Here is a 23,550-nt window from a genome sequence, read left to right as displayed (position 1 = left end):
AGAAATCGATTACTTTAGATGGGGGAACAATCATGAAAAAAGTCTTATTACTATTATTTGTCTTGACGATCGGGTTAGCGCTTTCTGCGTGCAGCCAATCGAGCGATGCGTCAGAGAAGGAAAAACCGAAAGAGAAAAAATCGCAAGAAGAGCTTGAAAAGGAACTTGATAAGGAATTGAAAAAAGGCGGTGAGCCGAAGACCAAAAAAGATGATCAAATACATAAAATAGGAGAAACATTTAAAGCAGGACATACGAATTTTACAGTGAATAAAGTTGATAGAGTGCAAAAAGGTGAATATATGAATGTTGGCGGAGCTGTAAATGAGGAGACAAAAACAATAAAAGATGATGAGGAACGGCTTATTATAGAAGTTACGATGGAAAATATAGGGGGAGATTCAATAAGCTACAATTTTATCGGGTTTGATTTAAGAGATAAGAATGATCAATCAGTGCGGCCTGTTTTTTCTATAGAAGAGAAGGGCAGAATCCTTATGGGAGGAACACTAGTATCGGGGAAAAAGGTTACAGGTGTACTCAGTTATGTCATCCCTAAAGGAGAACAGAAACATTACACACTGGTATATAATCCGTTTTTAGCTGATACAAATAGCAGTAATACAGAAGAGAGAGTAAAGGACGATATTGATTACTTGGTGAAGTTAGATTAGAAGCTAATTTACAGTTGCACGTTTTTCATCTGTGGAAAACGTGCATTTTTTATAGCAAAACTTGACTTGAAAGGATGAGTGATAAAAGTGCAAACCAAATGGCTGGAACGGGCACAGCGGATTCGGGCGATCGCCCAAGCGGGGCTTGCTTTTTCCAAGGATGTGTACGACAGGGAGAGGTACGAAGAGCTAATGAAGCTTAGCGCGGAAATGATGGCGGATTACTCGGAGAAGGACATTGAACTTATCACTGATTTATGGCAAGGCGAGAAGGGCTATCCGACACCGAAAGCGGATGTTCGCGGCGCAGTATTCCGAGAGAATCAGATTTTGCTTGTCCGGGAGAAGCATGATGAGCTGTGGTCGCTGCCGGGTGGATTTTGCGAGATTGGTTTATCGCCAGCTGAAAACGTCGTCAAGGAAATCAAAGAAGAGTCGGGGTACGATACAGAGCCGTCTCGATTGCTGGCCGTGCTAGACAGCCATAAACACTCTCATCCCCCTCAGCCTTATCACTATTATAAAATCTTCATCGCATGCAGCATGACGGGCGGGCAGAGGGAAACAGGGATCGAGACGAATCATGCCGCTTTTTTTCCGGAAGACAGACTCCCGCCGCTCTCTCCAAAACGAAACACACCCTCACAGCTTAGCATGCTGTTTGACTTTTTGCGCCATCCGGACAAGAAAACGATATTTGACTAAAAAAGAAAGAGCCAATGGGCTCTTTCTTTTTTATAATGTAATGTGTTTTTCGTTGGCGAGTTTCAGAAGGGTCAAAATAGAATCGGCTTGTTTATAGCCGAGTTTTTGCTTTAATTTGTTTTCTTCAACTAATCGGCTGCCATAAATTTTGACAGAGGCTTTGTCGACGACAGTATGCCAGTTTTCCTGTTTTTTTCCCTCAACAAGCGGTTTTTCATGTCTCTCAGAAAAAGAGAACACAAACAGTACGAATGCAAGTGAAAGTAGGATGCCGACAACTTGTTTTTTGTAATTAGTCTGTGCTGCCACGTTGTTCTCTCCTTCACCTTTTACCTTCTATTTAATCATAGAATCAGCTTATTTTACATAATGGGAAAGTCATTTTTGGAGTTAGTGCATTTGGTTGAAAACAGAGACGTTTTTTGAGCGGAGCGGTGCAATTGAATCCATATTGGATTTGCGTGCTTATGCCTAAGGTCACGTTGTGAGCCAAAACAGCAGTGCAGAATAGAAAAAAATTGAAAGATTATGGTAAGATGAACGAAATTCGAGGGGGAATATATGATGCCTGCATCGAACATCGTGATCGCCTGCCTGCTGTTATCAATTTGATTATATGTGGTAGTCCCTCTCTTTTTCGAAAGCGGGAGGTGAAGTGGAACATTCATTGCTGAATTTTTTCAAGGGAGTGACCATAATGAGTGTGTTAAACCGCCGGCAAGCCTTGCAGCGAGCGCTGCTCAATGGGAAAAACAAACAGGATGCGTATCATCCGTTTCCATGGTACGAATCGATGAGAAAGGATTCGCCTGTTTCCTTTGATGAAGAAAACCAAGTGTGGAGCGTTTTTCTTTATGATGATGTCAAAAAAGTTGTTGGGGATAAAGAGCTGTTTTCCAGTTACATGCCGCAGCAGACAAGCTCTATTGGAAATTCCATCATTAACATGGACCCGCCGAAGCATACAAAAATCCGTTCAGTCGTGAATAAAGCCTTTACTCCGCGCGTGATGAAGCAATGGGAACCGAGAATTCAAGAAATCACAGATGAACTGATTCAAAAATGTCAGGGGCGCAGTGAGTTTGACCTTGTTCACGATTTTTCATACCCGCTTCCGGTTATTGTGATATCTGAGCTGCTGGGAGTGCCTTCAGCGCATATGGATCAGTTTAAAGCATGGTCTGATCTTCTGGTCAGTACACCGAAGGATAAAAGTGAAGAAGCTGAAAAAGCCTTTTTGGAAGAACGAGATAAGTGTGAGGAAGAACTGGCTGCGTTTTTTGCCGGCATCATAGAAGAAAAGCGAAACAAACCGGCACAGGATATTATTTCTATTTTAGTGGAAGCGGAAGAAACAGGCGAGAAGCTGTCCGGTGAAGAGCTGATTCCGTTTTGCACGCTGCTGCTGGTGGCCGGAAATGAAACCACTACAAACCTGATTTCAAATGCGATGTACAGCATATTAGAAACGCCAGGCGTTTACGAGGAACTGCGCAGCCATCCTGAACTGATGCCTCAGGCAGTCGAGGAAGCCTTACGTTTCAGAGCGCCCGCCCCGGTTTTGAGACGCATTGCCAAGCGGGATACGGAAATCGGGGGGCATCTGATTAAAGAAGGTGATATGGTTTTGGCGTTTGTGGCATCGGCAAATCGTGATGAAGCGAAGTTTGACAGGCCGCACATGTTTGATATCCACCGCCATCCCAATCCGCATATTGCGTTTGGTCATGGCATTCATTTTTGCCTTGGGGCTCCGCTTGCCCGTCTTGAAGCAAATATCGCGTTAACGTCTTTGATTTCTGCTTTTCCTCAAATGGAGTGCGTCAGTATCACTCCGATTGAAAACAGTGTGATATACGGATTAAAGAGCTTCCGTGTGAAAATGTAATAGATAAGGAGACTGGAGATTCATGAAAAAGTACCATATTTCGATGATCAATATCCCGGCGTACGGACATGTCAATCCTACGCTTGCTTTAGTAGAGAAGCTTTGTGAGAAAGGGCACCGTGTCACGTACGCGACGACTGAGGAGTTTGCGCCCGCTGTTCAGCAAGCCGGTGGAGAAGCATTGATCTATCATACATCCTTGAATATTGATCCTAAGCAAATCAGGGAGATGATGGAAAAGAATGACGCGCCCCTAAGCCTTTTGAAAGAATCACTCAGCATTCTGCCGCAGCTTGAGGAGTTATATAAGGGTGATCAGCCTGATCTGATCATCTATGACTTTGTTGCGCTGGCTGGTAAATTGTTTGCTGAAAAGCTTAATGTTCCGGTCATTAAGCTCTGTTCGTCATATGCCCAAAATGAATCCTTTCAGTTAGGAAATGAAGACATGCTGAAGAAAATAAAAGAAGCAGAGGCTGAATTTAAAGCCTACTTGGAGCAAGAGAAGTTGCCGGCTGTTTCATTTGAACAGTTAGCTGTGCCGGAAGCATTAAATATTGTCTTTATGCCGAAGTCTTTTCAGATTCAGCATGAGACGTTCGATGACCGTTTCTGTTTTGTCGGCCCCTCTCTCGGAGAACGAAAGGAACAAGAAGGCCTGTTGATTGACAAGGATGATCGCCCGCTTATGCTGATTTCTTTGGGTACGGCGTTTAACGCATGGCCGGAATTTTACAAGATGTGCATCAAGGCATTTCGGGATTCTTCATGGCAAGTGATCATGTCGGTTGGGAAAACGATTGATCCAGAAAGCTTGGAGGATATTCCTGCTAACTTTACCATTCGCCAAAGTGTGCCGCAGCTTGAGGTGTTAGAGAAAGCTGATTTGTTCATCTCTCATGGCGGGATGAACAGTACGATGGAAGCGATGAACGCAGGTGTGCCGCTTGTCGTCATTCCGCAAATGTATGAGCAGGAGCTCACTGCAAATCGGGTTGATGAATTAGGCCTTGGCGTTTATTTGCCGAAAGAGGAAGTGACTGTTTCCAGCCTGCAGGAAGCGGTTCAGGCTGTATCCAGTGATCAAGAGCTGCTCAGCCGCGTCAAGAATATGCAAAAGGATGTAAAAGAAGCTGGCGGAGCGGAGCGTGCGGCAGCTGAGATTGAAGCGTTTATGAAAAAATCCGCTGTCCCGCAGTAAAAACATAAAAACCGAAATCAATTTGATTTCGGTTTTCTGTTTAAATATTTTTTTTCATCCCGCATCTCCGGCATTCTCTAAGAAATTTTCCGCCTTTTACAGAGCTTTTGAACAGTGTGTAATCACAGTTGTCGCAGCGCCCGCTGCGGGCATCCGGATATTCATTGAATTCGTAAACAATCGATGTATCGTAGCCTTTTGTTTCATATTCTTCTTTTTTGGTTTCCATGTCGATCCTCCGTTACAAGACGTGTCTGCTGTTTATCTTACAGCAAGCTTCCGGCGTATTCAATGGATTTTAGGAGTTTGGGTTTATCTTGATTTCTCCCTTGGTTTGCGCCAAAATAGCTTTAATAAGCTTGTATACATAAAAAGCCTATGCAAAGAGGAGAGGAAACGGGTATGGGAAAAGGGTTACTTGGAAAACGTGTGGCAATCGGTGGCTCACGAAAAACGGAAGAAATCAGTACAATCATTGAAAAACAGGGCGGAATACCTGTCATCCGGCCTCTCCAAGGTACAGTTTACTTAGCAGAGAAGCAGGTGGAGCCGGATTTGCGGACGTTTGCGGAAGAAAAAGCTGACTGGGTCATTTTCACGACAGGCATCGGGTTGGAGACTCTTGTCGATATGGCAGAGAAAATTGGACTGAAAGATGAGTTTCTGCAGGCCATTCGCCAAGCGAAAGCGGCATGCCGGGGATACAAAACGCTGTCTGCGTTGAAAAAGCTTGGAATCACACTGGAAGCTTCGGATGAAGACGGGACAACAAGAGGCTTAATCCGTTCTTTGGAGCCTCACGACTTTTCAGGAAAAACAGTCATGGTGCAGCTTCATGGCGAAAAAGCGCCGGCTCTCATGGCATTTCTTGAAGAAAAAGGCGCGTCTGTCCTGCCGATTCTGCCTTATCAGCACATCCCGCCGGAGGAGGAAACGGTGGAGCGGTTATGCCGAGAGCTGATGAACGGTGAGATCGATGCCGTTTGTTTTACAACGGCCATTCAGGTTCGTTCCCTGTTTGATTTTGCCAAGGGGCGAGGTTATATCAATGAAGTGAAGAAGGTATTCAAAGAACGCGCCATCGCAGCTGCTGTCGGAAAAGTGACTGCTGAAGCACTGCGGGAAGAGGGCATTACGAGACTGCTTGCGCCAGAGATTGAGCGGATGGGTGCGATGATTGTTGAGCTGGCCAAGTATTATGAAGAAAAGGAATAACAAGTACAAAAAGCCGCTTTTCCCTCGGAAAGCGGCTTTTGTCTGTCATTCATTCTGCTTCAGCTGCTGATGAACGGTGAATAATGATGGGTATGTCAGCACGCTTAAGATTACACAAGTCAGCGCGGCTGAGGCCATCGTTGTAAACACGATTAAGAGTTGAAAGCGTACTGCCTGAATCGGGTCCGCGCCGGCTAGAATCTGGCCTGTCATCATGCCGGGAAGCTGGACAAGACCCAGTGTTTTCTGGCTTTCGAGCGTCGGGATCATACTCATTTTCATCGCTGAAGTAAGAATGCGCTGTATGGATTGCTTCGGTGTGCCGCCAAGTGACAATATTAATTGAATTTCTTCTTTGCGAACGCCGGCTTCTGAGTTAAGCCGGTTTAGAAACAAACTCGAGAGCACCATCGAATTTCCGATGACCATCCCGCTGATCGGAATGACATATCGTGCCGTAAGCGGAATGATATGAAGAGACAGCAGAATTCCCTGCGTCACAATTTCTACGATTGCTAACGCGGCAAACACTCTCCAAAACGAACCGATTGTATTTTTCTTTCGCTTGATGACATTTTGTGCCGCCACCGCGAGCATTAACAGCACCATCAGCAGGATAAAAACAGGGTGGTCTCCGCGAAAAATCAGCGACAAAACATAACCGATGATAAGCAGCTGCACCGCGGCCCGGATGGTGGCAATGATCATGTCTTTTTCTACCCCGGCTTTAAAGGATTTTGATAAAAACAAGGCGATCAATACAAAGATCATCGTTAAAGAGAGAGAAAGGTAATCCATTACCGGGTCCCTCCCTTCAAAAATTCTTTCGCTGCTTCATGCTGCGGAGCGGAGAAAAATGTGTCGGTTTCAGCGATTTCAAGCAGCCGGCCATCTGCCATAAACCAAATGGTATCGGCTATTCGTTTTGCCTGCTCCATATTATGAGTGACCCACATGACTGTCCATTTTTTCTCTTGATGCTGACGTTTGATCAGTTCTTCAATCTCAAGAGCAGAGACCGGGTCCAAGGCCGATGTGATTTCGTCCAACAATAGAATGGAGGAAGGATTTGAGAGCGTTCTGGCCAGTGACAGTCTTTGCCGCTGCCCGCCCGATAAGTCTCTGGCGCTTCTGTCTAACAGCTCTGGCGGCAGCCCTGCAAGAGAAGCCAGCTTTTCAGGAGAGTACAGCTGGGATTGATGCAGCCTTTGTACAAGACTTAAATTGTCACGCACTGTCCCGTCGAGCACGGGAGCCGATTGAAACGCGAGGGCTGCCGTTCGCCTCAGCTCATTGACATTCCATTCTCTGACTTCCTTTCCGTATATGTTGACTTCGCCGCTGTCAGGCGTTCTCATTAAATTACACATAGAAAGGAGGGTGCTTTTGCCTGAGCCGGAAGGACCTAAAACGGCTACGATTGCGCCCTGTTGAATGTCTCCGGTGACATCCTGCAGCACATCATAGGTTTGTCCATCTTGTTTATAGCTTTTTCTGACTGATCTGAAGGAGATGGCTGGTATGTTTTGTGTTTGATCGTTTGCTTCCATTACAATAATCACCTTTCAATATAAGTAGGCTGACATTATATTTAACTATAACGTGAAACAGATTCCTTTTGGTAGCACAAATAAAGGAGAACAGGCTTTCACCCATTCTCCTGCAGATGCTACGCAGTCAGATTTGACTGTGCTTTCTTTTTCGGTTTTCTCGGCTGTGAAGCGAAGGTATGTAACATCATCCCCGCTATTATAATGAACAAACCGGCAAATGATAATAGAGATGGGAAAACGCCTGACAGCAGAACAATTTCACCAAGCAGCGCGAAAATCACTTCACCGGATTGAGTGGCTTCAACAGCTGCGAGTTTTTGCGGATTGTCTCTTACCATATCAGTAGCCCAGAAAAATAAAACCGTCGCAATGATGCCTGAGCTGACGGCAACGATAAAGGATTGAACGGTTTGACTTGCTGTTGGAAGGCCATCTGACCACCAGCCGTAGGCTGCTAATATAAGCCAGAATGGAAGGCTTGCCAATGTCATTCCAAGCACGCGCTGAAATGTATCAAGCCGGCCTCCGTATTCTTCGAGCATTCTCCTGTTTCCTAACGGATAGGCAAAAGCCGCAATGACAACCGGCAGCACACTGAAAAGCAGCATCCTCCCAGAAAGCGATTCTGCATGCTGAAGCTGAATCAGAGCCGCTCCAATCAGGATGATCACAGAAGTGCCAAGTGAAACCAGGGGAATCTTTTGGCGAACGAGCTGCGGAGCGCCCGGCATATCTTGTTTGACATAAAACAAAGGAGATAAGAGTACCCCGGCTACAATTGTAATTTGCCAGGTTCCGGCTATGAGCCACCCCGGACCGTATGCAGCCGCAAATGTAATCGGCGCGTAAAAAAGCACGAAGCCGACGAAGCTCCATTTGATCCAATAAAACGGCTTTTTCCTCATCTCTAGTAAGAGAGGCGTGAATGTCCCTCTCATGATGACAATCAAACATAAAAATGGCACCATAAAAATAAAGCGCAGCGAAGAGCTCCAAAGCCAGCTGCCTCCTGATAACTCCATCGCTCTGTTTAATATAAAGGTAACGGCGAAAAAGAGTGAAGCCAATATTCCGATAACGATAGCTTTCATGATATCCCTCATTCTGGCATTATTTTTTTATACTATACTATTCGGTATCATGCAGATCAATGGAATCATGAGAAAAACATCATGTTTGGCGAACCGCTATGTGTGGAAGACAAAAAAGGGAGGTGAAATTGATGGAAAAAGAGACACAGACATACTTCTTTCCGGATGACGGCAGGATTCCGAATCACCCTGATTTTCCGCTCGTGGTGTATCAAAACGCGCTTAAGGACACCGGACTGGCAGAGCGGATCGTCATCCGGCATGGCTGGTCAAACAGCTGGTCAGGGAGTGTTTTTCCATACCATCATTATCACAGCAATACGCATGAAGTCCTGATTGCCCTTAGGGGAGAGGCTGTGATTCAGTTTGGGGGAGAACAAGGGGCTGCCATCCCTTTCAAATCAGGCGACGCAGTCGTGATTCCAGCCGGAGTCGGACATAAAAAGCTTAGCTCAAGTCCCGATTTTACTGTCCTTGGCGCCTATCCCGGTGGCGTTCAGTATGATATGAAGACGGGGAAACCGAATGAGCGGGAGGAAGCGGTCAAACAGATTAAGCAGGCGGCGTTGCCGACGAATGATCCGATCACAGGAAAAAGAGAGCCTCTATTGGAAATATGGGTAAAGTGAAGGGGAGAAATTGCTGGATTGTCAATAACTAGTGACGCAGAAACGTTATGACATGAGCTCCATATAAATTAATTTCATAATCGAAGCAATTCACGTTCAAATTTTGTTCAAAAAGTGTTATCATATAGAAGGTAATCGAATTGGAGTTTTTTGTGTTTGCTATTTTCAGAGAGAGTAAAGGATTTTGACTTATTCAATTGTTTATTTTTAGATAAAAATAATACTGAATATGGCAAGATGAAAAACTGGGTAGTAAACATTTATTTTTGTAAATGATTGTGCACGAATTCACAATCCTTATTCTTATGCCTTAAAAGCGTGAGACAGGGAGAGGCACTACCCTTTCCAAAAAAATCAGCAAACTGCTTATAGTAAAGGAGAATTGGATATGCCAGAAACAATCGATCAAACAAATGCGTCTGTCAGCCAAAGCCAGCAAGATCTTATTGATCAGCTATTAAAGCCAGAAGTTCAAGAATCATTGACTGTTTTAGTTGACCAGCTTCCGAAGCTGACTGAGTTAGTGAATATTTTAACGAAGTCTTATGATTTCGCTCAGTCTGTAGCGACTGACGAAGTGTTAAAGAGCGACACAGTCGGTGCGATCACTGAAATTCTCGAGCCTGTAAAAGAAACAGCGAAAGAAGTAGCTGCGACTGCGATTGAAGCAAAAGACCGCGCGGAAGCAAGCAACGAAACAATTGGACTTTTCGGCCTTCTTCGCATGCTGAAAGATCCTCAAGCTCAAAAGCTGTTCCGTTTTGCTAACAGCTACCTTGAAGTCATGAACGAACGCGAAAACCAAAAATAATCTCAGATTCAAATTGATATAAAGGACGGAGGATATACGATGTCAAAACATATTGTCATTCTAGGCGCTGGTTATGGCGGAGTTCTTTCTGCTCTAACAGTTCGCAAACATTACACAAAAGAACAAGCACGCGTGACAGTGGTAAACAAATACCCAACTCACCAAATCATTACGGAATTACACCGCCTTGCTGCAGGCAACGTGTCTGAAAAAGCGGTTGCAATGCCATTAGAAAAACTTTTCAAAGGCAAAGACATTGATCTTAAAATTGCGGAAGTAAGCTCTTTCTCTGTTGATAAAAAAGAAGTTGCGCTTGCTGACGGTTCTACATTAACTTACGATGCGCTTGTTGTAGGTCTTGGTTCTGTAACGGCTTACTTCGGCATCCCAGGTCTTGAAGAAAACAGCATGGTATTGAAATCTGCTGCCGATGCGAACAAAGTCTTCCAACATGTTGAAGATCGTGTGCGCGAGTACTCTAAAACGAAAAACGAAGCAGATGCAACAATCCTTATCGGCGGAGGCGGCTTAACAGGTGTTGAGCTTGTTGGTGAGCTTGCTGACATCATGCCGAACCTTGCGAAAAAATACGGCGTAGACCATAAAGAAATCAAATTGAAACTTGTTGAAGCAGGTCCGAAGATCCTTCCTGTTCTTCCGGATGATCTTATCGAGCGTGCGACTGCAAGCCTTGAAAAACGCGGCGTTGAGTTCTTAACAGGTCTTCCTGTTACAAATGTAGAAGGAAACGTAATCGATCTGAAAGACGGATCTAAAGTTGTTGCCAACACATTTGTTTGGACTGGCGGCGTACAAGGTAACCCATTAGTCGGTGAATCAGGTCTAGAAGTGAACCGCGGACGCGCGACTGTAAATGACTTCCTGCAATCTACATCTCATGAAGATGTATTCGTTGCTGGAGACAGCGCAGTTTACTTCGGTCCAGACGGCCGTCCATACCCGCCAACTGCACAAATCGCATGGCAAATGGGTGAGCTGATCGGTTACAACCTATTCGCTTACCTGGAAGGCAAAACGCTTGAAACATTCAAGCCAGTAAACTCTGGTACACTTGCAAGCCTTGGACGCAAAGACGCAGTTGCCATCATTGGTGCTAATTCTACACCGCTTAAAGGTCTTCCTGCTTCCTTGATGAAAGAAGCAAGTAACGTACGTTACTTAACACACATTAAAGGACTTTTCAGCCTGGCTTACTAATCCTTTTAATGAATCTGACATTGCCAAAAGCGTTCCTTACCGAGTGCTTTCTGGCAATGTCTTTTTTATGTTTATGACAGCGTTAACATTTCATTTTATTGATCCCAGAGGAATATAAAGGTAAAATAAAAACAAATCAAAATGTTAACGTTAACATTTTGAAATAGAATGAAAGACGGTGAGGACATGGAACCCTTCATGGGCGAAAACTTTTTATTGAAAAATGAAACCGCTGTCAGCCTCTATCATAATTTTGCGAAAGACATGCCAATTATTGATTACCACTGCCACTTAAGTCCGAAAGAAATCTATGAAAATAAGACATTTCAAAACATCACGGAAGCCTGGCTGTATGGTGACCATTATAAATGGCGCATCATGAGAGCCAATGGAATTGAGGAGACATACATCACCGGAGATGCGCCTGATGAGGAGAAATTTATGGCTTGGGCGAAAACCGTGCCGATGGCGATCGGCAATCCGCTCTATAACTGGACTCACTTAGAATTGCAGCGTTTTTTTGGCATTTATGAGATTTTAAACGAGAAGTCTGGGCCGGCTATATGGAAACGGACAAATGAACTGCTCAAAGGGGAAGGCTTCGGGGCAAGGGATTTAATCGTGAAATCAAATGTAAAGGTCGTGTGCACCACAGATGACCCTGTTGATTCTCTTGAATACCATCTATTATTAAGAGAAGACAAAGACTTTCCTGTCAGCGTGCTGCCTGGATTTCGGCCGGATAAAGGACTTGAGATCAATCGTGAAGGCTTTCCTGAGTGGGTGCAGGCGCTTGAAGATGCCGCCGCCATATCGATTACAACCTATGATGAGTTTTTAAATGCGTTGGAAAAACGAGTGCGATTCTTCCACTCAGCCGGCGGCAGAGTTTCTGATCACGCGATAGATTCAATGGTATTTGCCGAAACAACAAAAGAAGAAGCTGGACGGATTTTTTCTGACAGATTACAAGGAACAGAGGTTTCTTATGAAGATGAGAAGAAATTTAAGACACATACGCTTCAGTTTCTTTGCGGTTTGTATGCGGAGCTCGATTGGGCGATGCAGTTTCATATCAACGCTTTAAGAAACACGAATACAAAAATGATGAAAAGGCTCGGACCTGATACAGGCTATGATTCAATGAACGATGAAGAAATTGCTAAGCCTTTATACAAGCTGCTGAACTCAGTTGAGATGAAGAACCAGCTGCCGAAAACGATTTTATATTCACTGAATCCAAATGATAACTATGTCATCGCCAGCATGATCAACAGTTTTCAGGACGGTATTACCCCAGGAAAAATACAATTCGGCACAGCCTGGTGGTTTAACGATACTAAAGACGGGATGCTCGACCAAATGAAAGCGTTATCAAATGTTGGCCTTTTCAGCCGTTTTATCGGCATGCTCACCGATTCCAGAAGCTTTCTTTCGTATACGCGCCACGAATATTTCAGGCGGATCGTCTGCAATTTGATTGGAGAATGGGTGGAAAACGGCGAAGTGCCGCGCGATATGGAGCTTCTGGGAAGCATCGTTCAGGGGATTTGCTATGACAATGCGAAACACTACTTTCAATTTCAAGAAGAGAAAGCAAACGTGTAACAAAGTATCCGCTCAGTATCGCTGAGCGGATCACTATCCGAAAATTCTTAAGACACAGAGGTGGAACATGCGAACTGAACTGGCAAATAAGGTTGTGTCGGTCGAAACGGAAAAAAGGCTTTCATTGAAAGAGAAAATGTCCTATGGTTTTGGTGATTTTGGCAACGGTTTTATGTTTGATCTCGGCCAGATTTATTTATTGAAGTATTTCACTGATGTAGCGGGAATCCCCGCTGCGATGGCCGGCGGCATTTTTTTAGTCAGTAAGCTGTTTGCGGCGATAACAGATCCAATTGTCGGCTCATCAATCGATTATCGCAAAAATATCGGCAAACGGGGGAAATTCAGGCCTTATCTATTAATCGGCAGCATCGTGCTTGCGGTGCTTACTGTTCTTATTTTTCTGTCTCCCAATGTATCAACGACCGGAAAACTGATTTATGCATATGCATCCTATATGATTTGGGGCATCGGCTATTCATTTGTGAATATTCCGTACGGCTCATTAGGGGCAGCGATGACTCAAAATTCTGAGGACCGGACCTCCATTTCGACGTTCCGCCAAATCGGATCACTTGGCGCCTTGTTTATCACAAGTGTGGCCGTGATGCCGCTGCTCATCAAGTTTGATAATCCGAAGGTCGGCTACCCGGTGGTCATGGGCTTGTTCGCCGCACTCGGTGTGTTTTGGTTTTATATTTGCTACCGCAACTGCAAAGAGCGCATTGTCATATCGGAAGCACCAAAAGAAAAATTAACACTCTCATCTGTCGTCAAAACATTTATTACAAATAAACCGCTGTTAACCCTTGTCCTGATGACGATTTTTTCAATTTCCGCATACAACATTAAATCCGCCATGCTCGTCTATTTCGCACAATATAACTTGGGCAATGTTGAATTAATGGCTTATATGAACTTCATCATTATTGGTTCTTCCTTTTTGGGCGTCGTATTCCTTCCAAAGCTCGTCAAGATGTTTGGAAAGAAACGAACGGCAATGATCGGCTTCGGCATCAGTGTGGCCGCGGATCTGATCAACTTTATGCTCCCATCTAACGTATATGTGTTTACAATTCTCGCCAGTATCGCCTTTATCGGAATCAGTATCCCAAATGGCATCACGTGGGCTCTTGTCTCCGATATTATCGACTATGGCGAATGGAAATCCGGTGAACGGAAGGAAGCAACGACATATTCACTTTTCAATTTCTCAAGAAAGCTTGCTCAATCTTTGTCTGGCTTTCTCTCGGGGATCGGTTTGGGGATTATCGGCTATGTCCCGAATGCAGTCCAGACAGCACAGGCGCTGATTGGCATCAAAGCGCTGCTTCTTCTGTATCCGGCCATTGCTTTGGCATTAGCGATGATCATTATCGGCTTTCTTTATAAACTCACAGACCAGCAGCATGCTCAGATCGTTCAGGATCTTCATCAAAAGATCTGACAATATAATATAGAGAATATTTAAAATAATTTGTAAATAAAATGTGTTTGTAGGGGTTTCGCTAGGAGAGTGCCCAAAAAACTGAAAAGGAAGGAGGCACTTGCTTGAAAACGATAACAATTGCAGCTGAAGAAGCAAAGGAACTCGTTCGGCAAAAGCTGGCCGGTGCCGGTTTGAATGAACGAGATGCTGAAAAAGTAGCAGATGTTCTCGTGCACGCTGATTTGCGCAATGTACATTCGCATGGCGTGCTGCGCACAGAACACTATGTGAACAGGCTTTTAGCGGGAGGGATCAATCCTGGGGCACAGCCTGTTTTTAAAGAAACGGGGCCTGTGACCGGGGTGCTTGACGGAGACGATGGTTTCGGTCATGTGAATTGCGACATGGCGATGGACCATGCAATTGACATGGCGAAGAAAAAAGGAGTCGGCATGGTCACGGCCGTAAACAGCAGCCATTGCGGAGCGCTAAGCTATTTTGTGCAAAAAGCGGCTGACGAAAAGCTGATCGGAATAGCAATGACGCATACAGACAGTATCGTTGTCCCGTTTGGGGGGAGGACTCCTTTTTTAGGGACAAATCCGATTGCTTACGGTGTTCCGGCTAAGCATAAAAAACCGTTTATCCTAGATATGGCGACATCCAAAGTGGCTTTTGGGAAGATTCTGCAGGCCCGTGAAGAGGGCAAAGAAATTCCTGAAGGATGGGGAGTCGATGAAAACGGAGAAGCAGTAACTGATCCTGACAAGGTCGTCTCACTTTCAACATTCGGCGGCCCGAAAGGCTATGGACTATCGATTGTAGTGGATGTGTTTTCCGGATTGCTGGCGGGCGCGGCTTTTGGCCCTCATATTGCCAAAATGTACAGCGGCCTTGATCAAAAAAGAAAGCTGGGGCATTACGTTTGCGCGATCAATCCAGCCTTTTTTACTGACTGGGATACGTTTTTAGAGCAGATGGATGCCATGATCGATGAACTGCAGCAATCACCGCCGGCTGTTGGATTCGAAAGAGTGTATGTGCCCGGCGAGATCGAGCAGCTGCATGAAGAAAGAAATAAGAAAAACGGAATTTCTATCGTCCGGAGCGTGTATGAATTCTTAAAAAGCAGGTGAGAAAAATGAAAGCGGTTCAAGTGCGAAAAGCGTATGATCTGGTGACAGCGGAGGTGAAGAAGCCAGTTCTTTCAAAGGATGATGAAGTGCTCGTGAAAGTCAAGCGAGTCGGCATTTGCGGTTCAGACATGCACATTTATCATGGAACGAATCCGCTTGCTACCCTCCCGAGAGTCATCGGACACGAGGTAACGGGACAAGTGGAGGAAGTTGGTGCGAAAGTACAGAGCCTAAAACCCGGTGATCATGTGGTAATTGAGCCGATTTCTTATTGCGGATCGTGCTATGCCTGCCGCAAAGGGCGGCCGAATGTTTGCGCCAAGCTTTCTGTATTTGGCGTACATGAGGACGGAGGCATGCGGGAATATATTGTGCTTCCGGAAAGGCAGCTTCACGCGGTCTTAAAGGACTTGCCTTGGGAGGAAGCAGTCATGGCCGAGCCTTATACGATAGGCGCCCAGGCAGTGTGGAGAGGCCAGGTGGAAAAAGGTGATACCGTCCTGATCCAGGGAGCGGGACCCATCGGGATCTGTGTGTTAAAAATGGCAAAACTGGCGGGCGCTGCTGTCATGATGACTGACTTGAACAACGAGCGGCTGGCATTTGCGAAAGAAAACGGCGCCGATGCTGTTGTAAATGTCCAAGCAGAAAATGTTGCCGAGCGGGTCCATGAATGGACTGGGAATGAAGGAGCAAACGTGGTCATTGATGCTGTTTGCCTGCCGGAGACTTTTGCACTTTCAATTGAGGCTGTGTCACCGGCGGGACATGTGGTTGTGCTTGGATTTGATGAAAGAGCGGCTCAGATTTCTCAGCTGCCGATTACAAAAAAAGAAGTCACGATAACCGGATCGCGATTGCAGACCAATCAGTTTCCAAAAGTGGTAGAGCTTTTGAATGGAGGCCGGTTAGTGCATAACGGGCTGGTGACCCATACATTTTCAGTTGATGACGTTCATCATGCATTTCAGTTTATTAAGGAGCATCCAGATCAGGTGCGGAAAGCCGTCATCACGTTTGATTAAAATGACTGAATCCGGAGGTGCGAGCATGAATATGACATTCCGATGGTATGGACGAGGCAACGATACAGTCACACTTGAACACGTGAAGCAAATTCCCGGAGTCAAAGGCATCGTTTGGGCTCTCCATCAAAAGCCTGTCGGCGACGTGTGGGAAAAAGAAGAAATCCGAGCCGAGACCGAATATATTCAATCCTATGGTTTTCATGCTGAAGTTGTAGAAAGCGTGAATGTTCACGAAGCAATTAAACTTGGGAACGAAGAACGCGGCCGGTATATTGAAAACTACAAGCAAACGATCCGCAACCTTGCCGGATTTGGCGTGAAAGTGATCTGCTATAATTTTATGCCGGTTTTTGACTGGACACGCACGGACATGTTCCGGCCGCTAGAAGATGGATCGACCGCTCTGTTTTTTGAAAAGGCCAAGGTGGAAAGCCTTGATCCTCAAGAGCTGATTCGGACGGTGGAGGATGCATCTGACATGACACTGCCGGGGTGGGAGCCCGAAAAATTAGCTCGGATCAAAGAGCTTTTTGCTGCCTACAGAACGGTCGATGAAGAAAAGTTATGGGACAATTTATCATTCTTTTTGCAGGAAATTCTTCCTGTTGCTGAGGCCTATGGTGTTCAAATGGCCATTCATCCGGATGACCCGCCGTGGCCGATTTTCGGACTGCCGCGCATTATCACAGGAGAGGCAAGCTATAAGAAGCTGCGGGCGATATCAGATTCACCGTCTAATTGTATCACCTTTTGTACAGGTTCAATGGGAGCCAATCCCGCTAACGACATGGTGGAGATCGCTAAAACGTATGCCGGCATCGCTCCATTTTCACATATTCGCAATGTGAAAATTTATGAGAATGGCGATTTTATTGAAACATCTCATTTAACAAAGGATGGTTCGATCAACATTCAAGGCGTGATGGAAGAACTGCATAAGCAGGATTACGAAGGATATGTCAGACCGGATCATGGGCGCCATCTTTGGGGCGAGCAATGCCGCCCGGGATATGGCTTATACGATCGGGCACTTGGCATCATGTATTTGAACGGGCTGTGGGACGCTTATGAAGCAATGGCAAAAAAAGAGGTGGGCATATGATCCCGCTGCATGAGAACCTGGCTGGTAAAACGGCTGTCATCACTGGCGGCAGCGGCGTGCTTTGCTCTGCGATGGCCCGGGAGCTAGCCCGTCATGGCATGAAGGTGGCGATTTTGAATCGGACGGCTGAAAAAGGCCAAGCGGTCGTGAAGGAGATAACGGCGGCTGGCGGCACAGCGTGCGCTGTTGCTGCGGATGTGCTGGACAGGATGTCACTGGAGCGGGCAAAGGAAGACATCCTTGGCCAATTTGGCGCTGTTGATCTGTTAATTAACGGGGCTGGCGGCAATCATCCTGACGCGATAACCGATGTGGAGACATATGAAGAAGCGGGAGAAGGCCAATCCTTTTTTGATATGGATGAGAGGGGCTTTCTAACTGTATTCTCCACCAATTTCACCGGTGCGTTTCTGGCCTCGCAAGTGTTTGGAAAAGAGCTGCTGAAAGCCGATTCACCGGCGATCATCAACCTTTCTTCCATGAGTGCTTATTCACCTATGACGAAGGTTCCGGCATACAGTGCCGCGAAAGCATCCATCAATAATTTTACGATGTGGATGGCTGTTCATTTTGCCGAAACCGGGCTGCGGGTCAATGCGATTGCCCCAGGCTTCTTTCTGACAAAACAAAATCATGATCTGCTGATCAACCAAGACGGAACGTTCACCAGCCGATCTCACAAAATTATTGCAGGAACACCGATGAAGCGCTTCGGAAAACCCGAGGATTTGCTCGGTACGCTTCTTTGGCTGGCGGATGAATCCTATTCCGGTTTTGTCACTGGGATCACCGTTCCTGTCGATGGAGGATTTATGGCTTATTCAGGTGTGTAACGAAAGCGGTGCAACAGAAACTGAACCAACATAGGGGTGAGGTTGAGATGTTTTCAAAAGATAAGCTTCCCGTTATCCTTTTTTTGTTCCTGGCAGGGGTGATTAATTACCTGGATCGCTCGGCGCTTTCCATTGCAGCTCCTTTTATTCAGGATGATCTCACATTGTCTGCCACGCAAATGGGCTTGATTTTCAGCAGTTTTTCGATTGGTTATGCGATTTTTAACTTTCTTGGGGGCGTGGCATCCGACCGCTATGGGGCAAAGCTGACCTTGTTTGTCGCGATGGTTGTTTGGTCGCTGTTTAGCGGAGCAGTCGCCCTCGCTTTTGGCTTTGTCAGCCTGCTGATTATACGCATTCTCTTCGGAATGGGAGAAGGCCCGCTTTCGGCGACCATCAACAAGATGGTGAACAACTGGTTCCCGCCGACCCAGCGGGCGTCTGTTATCGGTGTAACCAACAGCGGCACGCCGCTCGGGGGAGCCATTTCCGGCCCGATAGTCGGCATGATCGCAGTGGCGTTCAGCTGGAAGGTGTCCTTCGTTCTCATTATGATTATTGGATTGATATGGGCAGTGCTCTGGTTCAAGTTTGTCAAAGAAAAGCCGCAAGAGACGATCAAGGAAGCACCGGCAATAAAAGCAGAAACGTCTCCCGAAGAAAAAATTCCGCTCACCTTTTATCTGAAGCAAAAAACGGTCCTGTTCACGGCGTTCGCTTTTTTCGCTTACAACTACATCCTCTTCTTCTTTTTGACGTGGTTTCCGAGCTATCTTGTCGACGAGCGGGGATTAAGTGTTGAATTGATGAGTGTCATCACGGTCATACCGTGGATTTTAGGATTTATCGGGCTGGCTGCGGGGGGATTTGTTTCTGACTATGTGTACAAAAAAACGGCCCGAAAAGGTGTGCTGTTTTCGCGCAAGGTTGTGCTTGTCACGTGTTTGTTTTCATCAGCTGTCCTGATTGGTTTTGCCGGGCTTGTGGCAACGACTGCAGGGGCTGTCACTCTTGTCGCTCTGTCAGTGTTCTTTCTTTATTTGACCGGTGCTATCTATTGGGCTGTCATTCAAGATGTGGTTGATCAAAACAATGTCGGTTCTGTTGGCGGCTTCATGCATTTCCTCGCCAACACGGCAGGAATTATCGGCCCGGCTTTAACCGGATTTATTGTTGACCAAACAGGCACGTTTTCTGGAGCATTTTTGCTTGCCGGAGGGCTGGCTGTCTTCGCTTCACTTGCTGTGATTCGTTTTGTCCGTCCAATCATTGGCAAGCCAGCGGGAACAGAAGCTGAGAATCCTGTGTCTTATTAATCTGGAAATATAGTGGGAGAGGCGGTATATTTGATGATACAATATACAGTAAATAATCGCAGCCGGTATGATAAGGAAGGGAATTAGATGGTAACCATAAAAGATATCGCAAAACTCGCAAACGTATCCCACACAACCGTTTCCAGAGCACTCAACAACAGCCCTTACATCAAAGAACATACGAAGAAAAAGATATTAGAGCTAGCAGAGCAGCTCAACTATACACCAAATGTAAATGCGAAAAGTCTGGCGATGCAAAAGTCGCATACGATCGGGCTTTTCTTTACAAGCATTACAAACGGAACCTCACACAGCTTCTTTGCAGACACAATTAAAGGCGTCAATCAAGCCATAAGTGAGGATTACAATCTGTATGTGCGCGGCATTGATGATCTGAAAAACTATGACTCCGTTACACCGATGAGATATGACGGCATCATTTTAATGAGCCAAAGTGACATTGATAATTCTTTTATTTACCATATTCGCGAAAAAAACATTCCGCTTGTCGTGCTGAATCGTGATATTGATGATCGCACCATCACGAATATTTTGTCCAATGACAAGGAAGGCTCTCAAGAAGCTGTAGAATACTTCATTCAGTCCGGACATCAAGACATCGCCATCATCGAGGGGATCGAAGGCTTTAAATCCTCCCAGCAGCGAAAGGAAGGCTACTTATCTGCACTGATTCAACATCATATTCCGATCAAGCATGAATACAGTGTCAAAGGACAGTACGATATGGAAAGCGGCTTTCAAGCGATGGAGCGGCTGCTGGCGCTGCCGAATCCTCCAACCGCTGTTTTTTGTTCGAATGATGACATGGCAATCGGAGCGATGAATGCAATATTCGCAAAAGGCCTGCGCGTTCCTGATGATATTTCGGTGATCGGGTTTGATGATATTGGGTTTTCACAGTACATCACGCCAAGACTTACAACAGTAAAGCGCCCAGTGGAGAAAATCAGCGTGCTTGGCGCGCAAAAACTCTTGTCTCTGATCAGCAAGCCCGAAACAAAAGCAGAAAAAATCTTGGAAAACACAGAATTTATGGTGCGTGATTCAGTCAGACGATTGACGACGTGATGTCCCGTTTTTCAGCGGGCATTCTTTATACAGAAAAATGTTAACGTGTGCATAAAAAGAGGGAGGCAATAAGGGTGCAGAAGCTGAATAAAAATGTGTACGATCACTATACTCAGTATCCAGAAAAAATTCTCCAATTCGGAGAAGGAAACTTTCTTCGGGGATTTATCGATTGGCAGATTGATCAATTGAATCAACACACTGATTTTAATGGGAGTGTGGTGGTTGTTCAGCCAAGGGGCTCAGAAAAAATCAAACGATTAAATGAGCAAGATGGATTATATACGCTTTTTTTACAAGGAATGAAAGATGGAGAAGCGGTAAACGAGCATATGATTATCAACTCAATCAGCCGGGGAATTGACCTGTTTTCTGATTATGAAGCATACAAAGAATTGGCATCAAGCGAAAGGCTTCGGTTTATCATCTCCAACACCACTGAGGCTGGGATCGTATGTGATGAAAAAGATCGTTTAGAGGATAGGCCGCAAAAAACATTCCCTGGGAAATTAACTGCATTTCTCTACTTCCGCTATCAGGCTTTTAAAGGAGATCAGACAAAAGGGTGTGTCCTAATCCCATGTGAGCTGATCGAGAAGAACGGTGAAAAGCTGAAGGAAACGGTTCTTCATTATGCACATCTGTGGAAGCTGGGGGAAGGATTTACACAGTGGCTTCATGAGGCCAATACATTTTGTAATAGTTTAGTAGACCGGATTGTTCCGGGTTTTCCCGTCGACAGCATTGATGAGATCACGGCGGATCTTGGCTATCAGGATGATTTGATAGTTGTGGGAGAGCAATATTATTTATGGGTTATCGAGGGGCCTGATTGGATTGGAAGAGAACTTCCCTTTGCGGCTGCAGGGCTCCATACAAAGATCGTCAGCGACCTCACCCCATACCGGACTAAAAAAGTAAGGATTTTAAATGGCGCTCATACAGCAATGACGCCAGTGGCTTTATTATACGGCTTAAAAACTGTTAGGGATGCTGTCGAGCATCCGGAAGTTGGGCGATTTATAAGAGAGCTGATTGACGACGAAATTCTTCCTGTTTTAAAAATGGAAGGTCTTTCTCAGTATGCTGACGATGTGCTGAACCGTTTTAAAAACCCGTATATTAAGCATTACCTGGAAAGCATTGCATTGAACTCCGTTTCCAAATTCAAAACGAGAAACCTGCCGACTCTTAAGGAATATGCTGAACAAAAGGGACAGCTTCCTGAACGCTTGGTGTTTTCTTTCAGTGCTCTTCTGTATTTTTATCATGATAACGAGACATTGCAGGATGATCCGGCAGTTCTTCAATTTTTCAAAGAGGTTTGGTGTCAGGAGGATGGCGACATGCTTCGGATTGCATCAAGAGTGTTAGGCGAACAGCGGCTGTGGGGGGCAGATCTCAATGAGATACCGAAGCTGACTGATAGAGTCGCTGTTTACTTGAATCATATTCATGAGCTGGGCATGCAGAGGGCTCTTGAACAATACTGCATACAAGGGGGAGAGGTACGTTGAAGTCGTTTATAAAGATTCATAAGCAAGATAATGTCCTTCTTGCTCTGCGGGATATTCAAAAGGGAGAGAGGCTGCATGCTTACGGCGTGTCGATTGAAGTAAAGGATGATATAAAAAGAGGCCATAAGATTGCATTGCAGTCTATCAAAGAAAACGACAGCATCGTCAAGTACGGGTTTCCAATCGGTCATGCATCACAAGATATCTCGATCGGAGAGCATATTCATGTCCATAATACGAAAACAAACCTGTCTGATATCCAATTATACAGCTATACACCGAGATTTGATGAAAATCCGTATTCTAATGAGAACCGGACGTTTAAAGGTTTTAGAAGAGAAAACGGAGATGCGGGTGTACGGAATGAATTGTGGATTGTCCCAACTGTCGGCTGTGTCAATGGAATAGCAGAAAAAATGCTGCAGCGTTTTGTCAGAGAAACAGGGGATATCGCTCCATTTGATAACGTACTGGTGTTAAAGCATCAATACGGATGCTCGCAGCTTGGCGACGATCATGAAAATACGAAGCAGATCCTGCTGAATGCCATTCGCCATCCAAATGCCGGCGGCGTCTTGGTGTTAGGGCTTGGCTGTGAAAACAATGAGCTGGCAAGAATGAAGGAAGCACTGCAAGATGTGAACTTGAAGCGGGTGAAGTTTCTGGAATCCCAGTCGGTGACCGACGAAATGGAGGCAGGCGTTGCTTTGCTGAAGGAAATTCATGAAGCGGCCAAAGGAGATAAGAGAGAAGACATTCCGCTGTCTGAACTGAAGATCGGGCTGAAATGCGGAGGTTCGGACGGTTTTTCCGGCATAACCGCAAACCCGCTGCTTGGACGTTTTTCAGATTATCTCATTGCACAGGGAGGGAGTACTGTGCTGACGGAAGTACCGGAAATGTTCGGCGCAGAAACCATCCTGATGCAGCGGGCTGCCAATGAAGAAGTGTTTCATAAGATAGTCGATTTAATCAATGATTTCAAACAATACTTTATTAAACATGATCAGCCGGTGTACGAAAATCCTTCACCGGGCAACAAAGCGGGCGGCATTTCTACACTTGAGGATAAATCGCTGGGCTGTACGCAAAAAGCGGGGATTTCTCCTGTCACGGATGTCTTGAAATACGGTGAAGTACTCAAGACAAAAGGGCTGACTCTTTTGAGCGCACCGGGCAATGATTTGATCGCCTCCTCCGCATTGGCGGCTGCCGGCTGCCAAATTGTCCTCTTTACAACGGGAAGAGGCACGCCGTTTGGCACCTTTGTCCCGACGGTGAAAGTAGCGACAAACACCGAGCTGTATGAGGCGAAGCCGCATTGGATTGATTTTAACGCAGGCCTTTTAGCAGAGGATGATGTTCATGAGGAATATGTGCTGCGTGAGTTTATCCACTATATGATTGAGGTGGCAAGCGGCCAGCTTGTGAACCATGAAAAAAATGATTTCAAAGAACTCGCCATTTTTAAATCGGGTGTGACGTTATAATAAGAAAAGGCTATCCT

23 protein-coding genes are annotated in these 23,550 nt (G+C 45.5%); 18 read left to right on the top strand and 5 right to left on the bottom strand.

The window, feature by feature from the left end:
* The first annotated feature begins 32 nt into the window (after positions 1-32).
* Both BGM23_RS15485 and BGM23_RS15480 read left to right on the top strand, forming a co-directional pair.
* The gene (locus BGM23_RS15485) at positions 33-674 is read left to right on the top strand and encodes a DUF4352 domain-containing protein (RefSeq protein ID WP_029726253.1); all 642 of its coding nucleotides are present in this window, start codon (positions 33-35) and stop codon (positions 672-674) included.
* A gap of 78 nt (positions 675-752) precedes the next feature.
* A complete protein-coding gene (locus BGM23_RS15480) occupies positions 753-1,379 on the top strand; it encodes an NUDIX hydrolase (RefSeq protein WP_080477798.1) in 627 nt (208 codons plus the stop codon).
* A 30-nt stretch (positions 1,380-1,409) separates the two neighbouring features.
* Here the strand turns inward: BGM23_RS15480 and BGM23_RS15475 are convergent, their stop codons facing one another.
* Positions 1,410-1,688, bottom strand: a complete 279-nt coding sequence (locus BGM23_RS15475) for a hypothetical protein (RefSeq protein ID WP_029726251.1) — start codon at positions 1,686-1,688, stop codon at positions 1,410-1,412.
* Between the two features lie 388 nt (positions 1,689-2,076).
* On the opposite strand from BGM23_RS15475, the gene yjiB reads away from it, so the two are divergent.
* Together yjiB and BGM23_RS15465 are read left to right on the top strand one after the other, a co-directional pair.
* Positions 2,077-3,267, top strand: a complete 1,191-nt coding sequence (gene yjiB / locus BGM23_RS15470; protein ID WP_029726250.1) for a monooxygenase YjiB — start codon at positions 2,077-2,079, stop codon at positions 3,265-3,267.
* A gap of 22 nt (positions 3,268-3,289) precedes the next feature.
* Positions 3,290-4,468 (top strand): glycosyltransferase, encoded by a 1,179-nt coding sequence (locus BGM23_RS15465; protein ID WP_029726249.1) that lies wholly within the window; start codon positions 3,290-3,292, stop codon positions 4,466-4,468.
* A 40-nt stretch (positions 4,469-4,508) separates the two neighbouring features.
* Here BGM23_RS15465 and BGM23_RS15460 read toward each other — a convergent pair whose 3' ends face one another.
* On the bottom strand, positions 4,509-4,697 hold the full coding sequence (locus BGM23_RS15460; protein ID WP_003232781.1) for a DUF8096 family protein: 189 nt from the start codon (positions 4,695-4,697) through the stop codon (positions 4,509-4,511).
* A 173-nt stretch (positions 4,698-4,870) separates the two neighbouring features.
* Between BGM23_RS15460 and BGM23_RS15455 the strand changes: the two genes are divergently transcribed.
* Positions 4,871-5,683, top strand: coding sequence for a uroporphyrinogen-III synthase (locus BGM23_RS15455; RefSeq protein ID WP_029726248.1), 813 nt, complete (start codon positions 4,871-4,873; stop codon positions 5,681-5,683).
* Between the two features lie 45 nt (positions 5,684-5,728).
* Here the strand turns inward: BGM23_RS15455 and BGM23_RS15450 are convergent, their stop codons facing one another.
* From BGM23_RS15450 to BGM23_RS15440, 3 genes are all read right to left on the bottom strand, one after another.
* Positions 5,729-6,481: an ABC transporter permease gene (locus BGM23_RS15450; protein WP_029726247.1), complete on the bottom strand. Its 753-nt coding sequence runs from the start codon at positions 6,479-6,481 to the stop codon at positions 5,729-5,731.
* A complete protein-coding gene (locus BGM23_RS15445; protein ID WP_003232774.1) occupies positions 6,481-7,233 on the bottom strand; it encodes an ABC transporter ATP-binding protein in 753 nt (250 codons plus the stop codon). Before BGM23_RS15445 ends, BGM23_RS15450 begins: the two co-directional genes overlap by 1 nt.
* Positions 7,234-7,352: 119 nt before the next feature.
* Positions 7,353-8,327: a DMT family transporter gene (locus BGM23_RS15440; protein WP_029726246.1), complete on the bottom strand. Its 975-nt coding sequence runs from the start codon at positions 8,325-8,327 to the stop codon at positions 7,353-7,355.
* Between the two features lie 131 nt (positions 8,328-8,458).
* Between BGM23_RS15440 and BGM23_RS15435 the strand changes: the two genes are divergently transcribed.
* The 13 genes from BGM23_RS15435 to BGM23_RS15375 all read left to right on the top strand — a co-directional run bounded on the left by BGM23_RS15435 (position 8,459) and on the right by BGM23_RS15375 (position 23,533).
* The gene (locus BGM23_RS15435) at positions 8,459-8,956 is read left to right on the top strand and encodes a cupin domain-containing protein (protein ID WP_029726245.1); all 498 of its coding nucleotides are present in this window, start codon (positions 8,459-8,461) and stop codon (positions 8,954-8,956) included.
* Positions 8,957-9,344: 388 nt separating this feature from the next.
* On the top strand, positions 9,345-9,767 hold the full coding sequence (locus tag BGM23_RS15430) for a helical membrane plugin domain-containing protein (protein ID WP_003220510.1): 423 nt from the start codon (positions 9,345-9,347) through the stop codon (positions 9,765-9,767).
* A 39-nt stretch (positions 9,768-9,806) separates the two neighbouring features.
* On the top strand, positions 9,807-10,985 hold the full coding sequence (locus BGM23_RS15425) for an NAD(P)/FAD-dependent oxidoreductase (protein WP_003232765.1): 1,179 nt from the start codon (positions 9,807-9,809) through the stop codon (positions 10,983-10,985).
* A gap of 186 nt (positions 10,986-11,171) precedes the next feature.
* Positions 11,172-12,593: a glucuronate isomerase gene (uxaC, locus tag BGM23_RS15420; RefSeq protein ID WP_029726244.1), complete on the top strand. Its 1,422-nt coding sequence runs from the start codon at positions 11,172-11,174 to the stop codon at positions 12,591-12,593.
* Between the two features lie 67 nt (positions 12,594-12,660).
* On the top strand, positions 12,661-14,040 hold the full coding sequence (locus BGM23_RS15415) for an MFS transporter (protein ID WP_029726243.1): 1,380 nt from the start codon (positions 12,661-12,663) through the stop codon (positions 14,038-14,040).
* 104 nt (positions 14,041-14,144) lie between these two features.
* Positions 14,145-15,158, top strand: coding sequence for an ureidoglycolate dehydrogenase (gene allD / locus BGM23_RS15410; protein ID WP_029726241.1), 1,014 nt, complete (start codon positions 14,145-14,147; stop codon positions 15,156-15,158).
* Positions 15,159-15,163: 5 nt separating this feature from the next.
* Positions 15,164-16,183: a zinc-binding alcohol dehydrogenase family protein gene (locus BGM23_RS15405; RefSeq protein ID WP_029726240.1), complete on the top strand. Its 1,020-nt coding sequence runs from the start codon at positions 15,164-15,166 to the stop codon at positions 16,181-16,183.
* Between the two features lie 25 nt (positions 16,184-16,208).
* A complete protein-coding gene (gene uxuA / locus BGM23_RS15400; protein WP_029726239.1) occupies positions 16,209-17,288 on the top strand; it encodes a mannonate dehydratase in 1,080 nt (359 codons plus the stop codon).
* Positions 17,285-18,121, top strand: coding sequence for an SDR family oxidoreductase (locus BGM23_RS15395; protein WP_003245605.1), 837 nt, complete (start codon positions 17,285-17,287; stop codon positions 18,119-18,121). The genes uxuA and BGM23_RS15395 overlap by 4 nt, the downstream gene beginning before the upstream one ends.
* Before the next feature lie 47 nt (positions 18,122-18,168).
* Positions 18,169-19,437 carry an MFS transporter gene (locus BGM23_RS15390; protein WP_029726238.1) on the top strand — a complete coding sequence of 423 codons (1,269 nt, stop codon included), beginning with the start codon at positions 18,169-18,171 and terminating at the stop codon, positions 19,435-19,437.
* 87 nt (positions 19,438-19,524) lie between these two features.
* Positions 19,525-20,526 (top strand): LacI family DNA-binding transcriptional regulator, encoded by a 1,002-nt coding sequence (locus BGM23_RS15385; RefSeq protein ID WP_029726237.1) that lies wholly within the window; start codon positions 19,525-19,527, stop codon positions 20,524-20,526.
* A 74-nt stretch (positions 20,527-20,600) separates the two neighbouring features.
* Positions 20,601-22,043, top strand: a complete 1,443-nt coding sequence (locus BGM23_RS15380) for a tagaturonate reductase (RefSeq protein ID WP_029726236.1) — start codon at positions 20,601-20,603, stop codon at positions 22,041-22,043.
* Entirely contained in the window at positions 22,040-23,533 is a 1,494-nt protein-coding gene (locus BGM23_RS15375; RefSeq protein WP_003245409.1) for a UxaA family hydrolase, read from the top strand. Before BGM23_RS15380 ends, BGM23_RS15375 begins: the two co-directional genes overlap by 4 nt.
* Positions 23,534-23,550 lie beyond the last annotated feature (17 nt).

The organism is Bacillus sp. FJAT-14266, assembly GCF_001719225.1.
Taxonomy (GTDB): domain Bacteria; phylum Bacillota; class Bacilli; order Bacillales; family Bacillaceae; genus Bacillus; species Bacillus subtilis.
The sequence above is the reverse complement of the archived record's forward strand: the minus strand, read 5'-3'. Positions and strand labels throughout refer to the sequence as shown.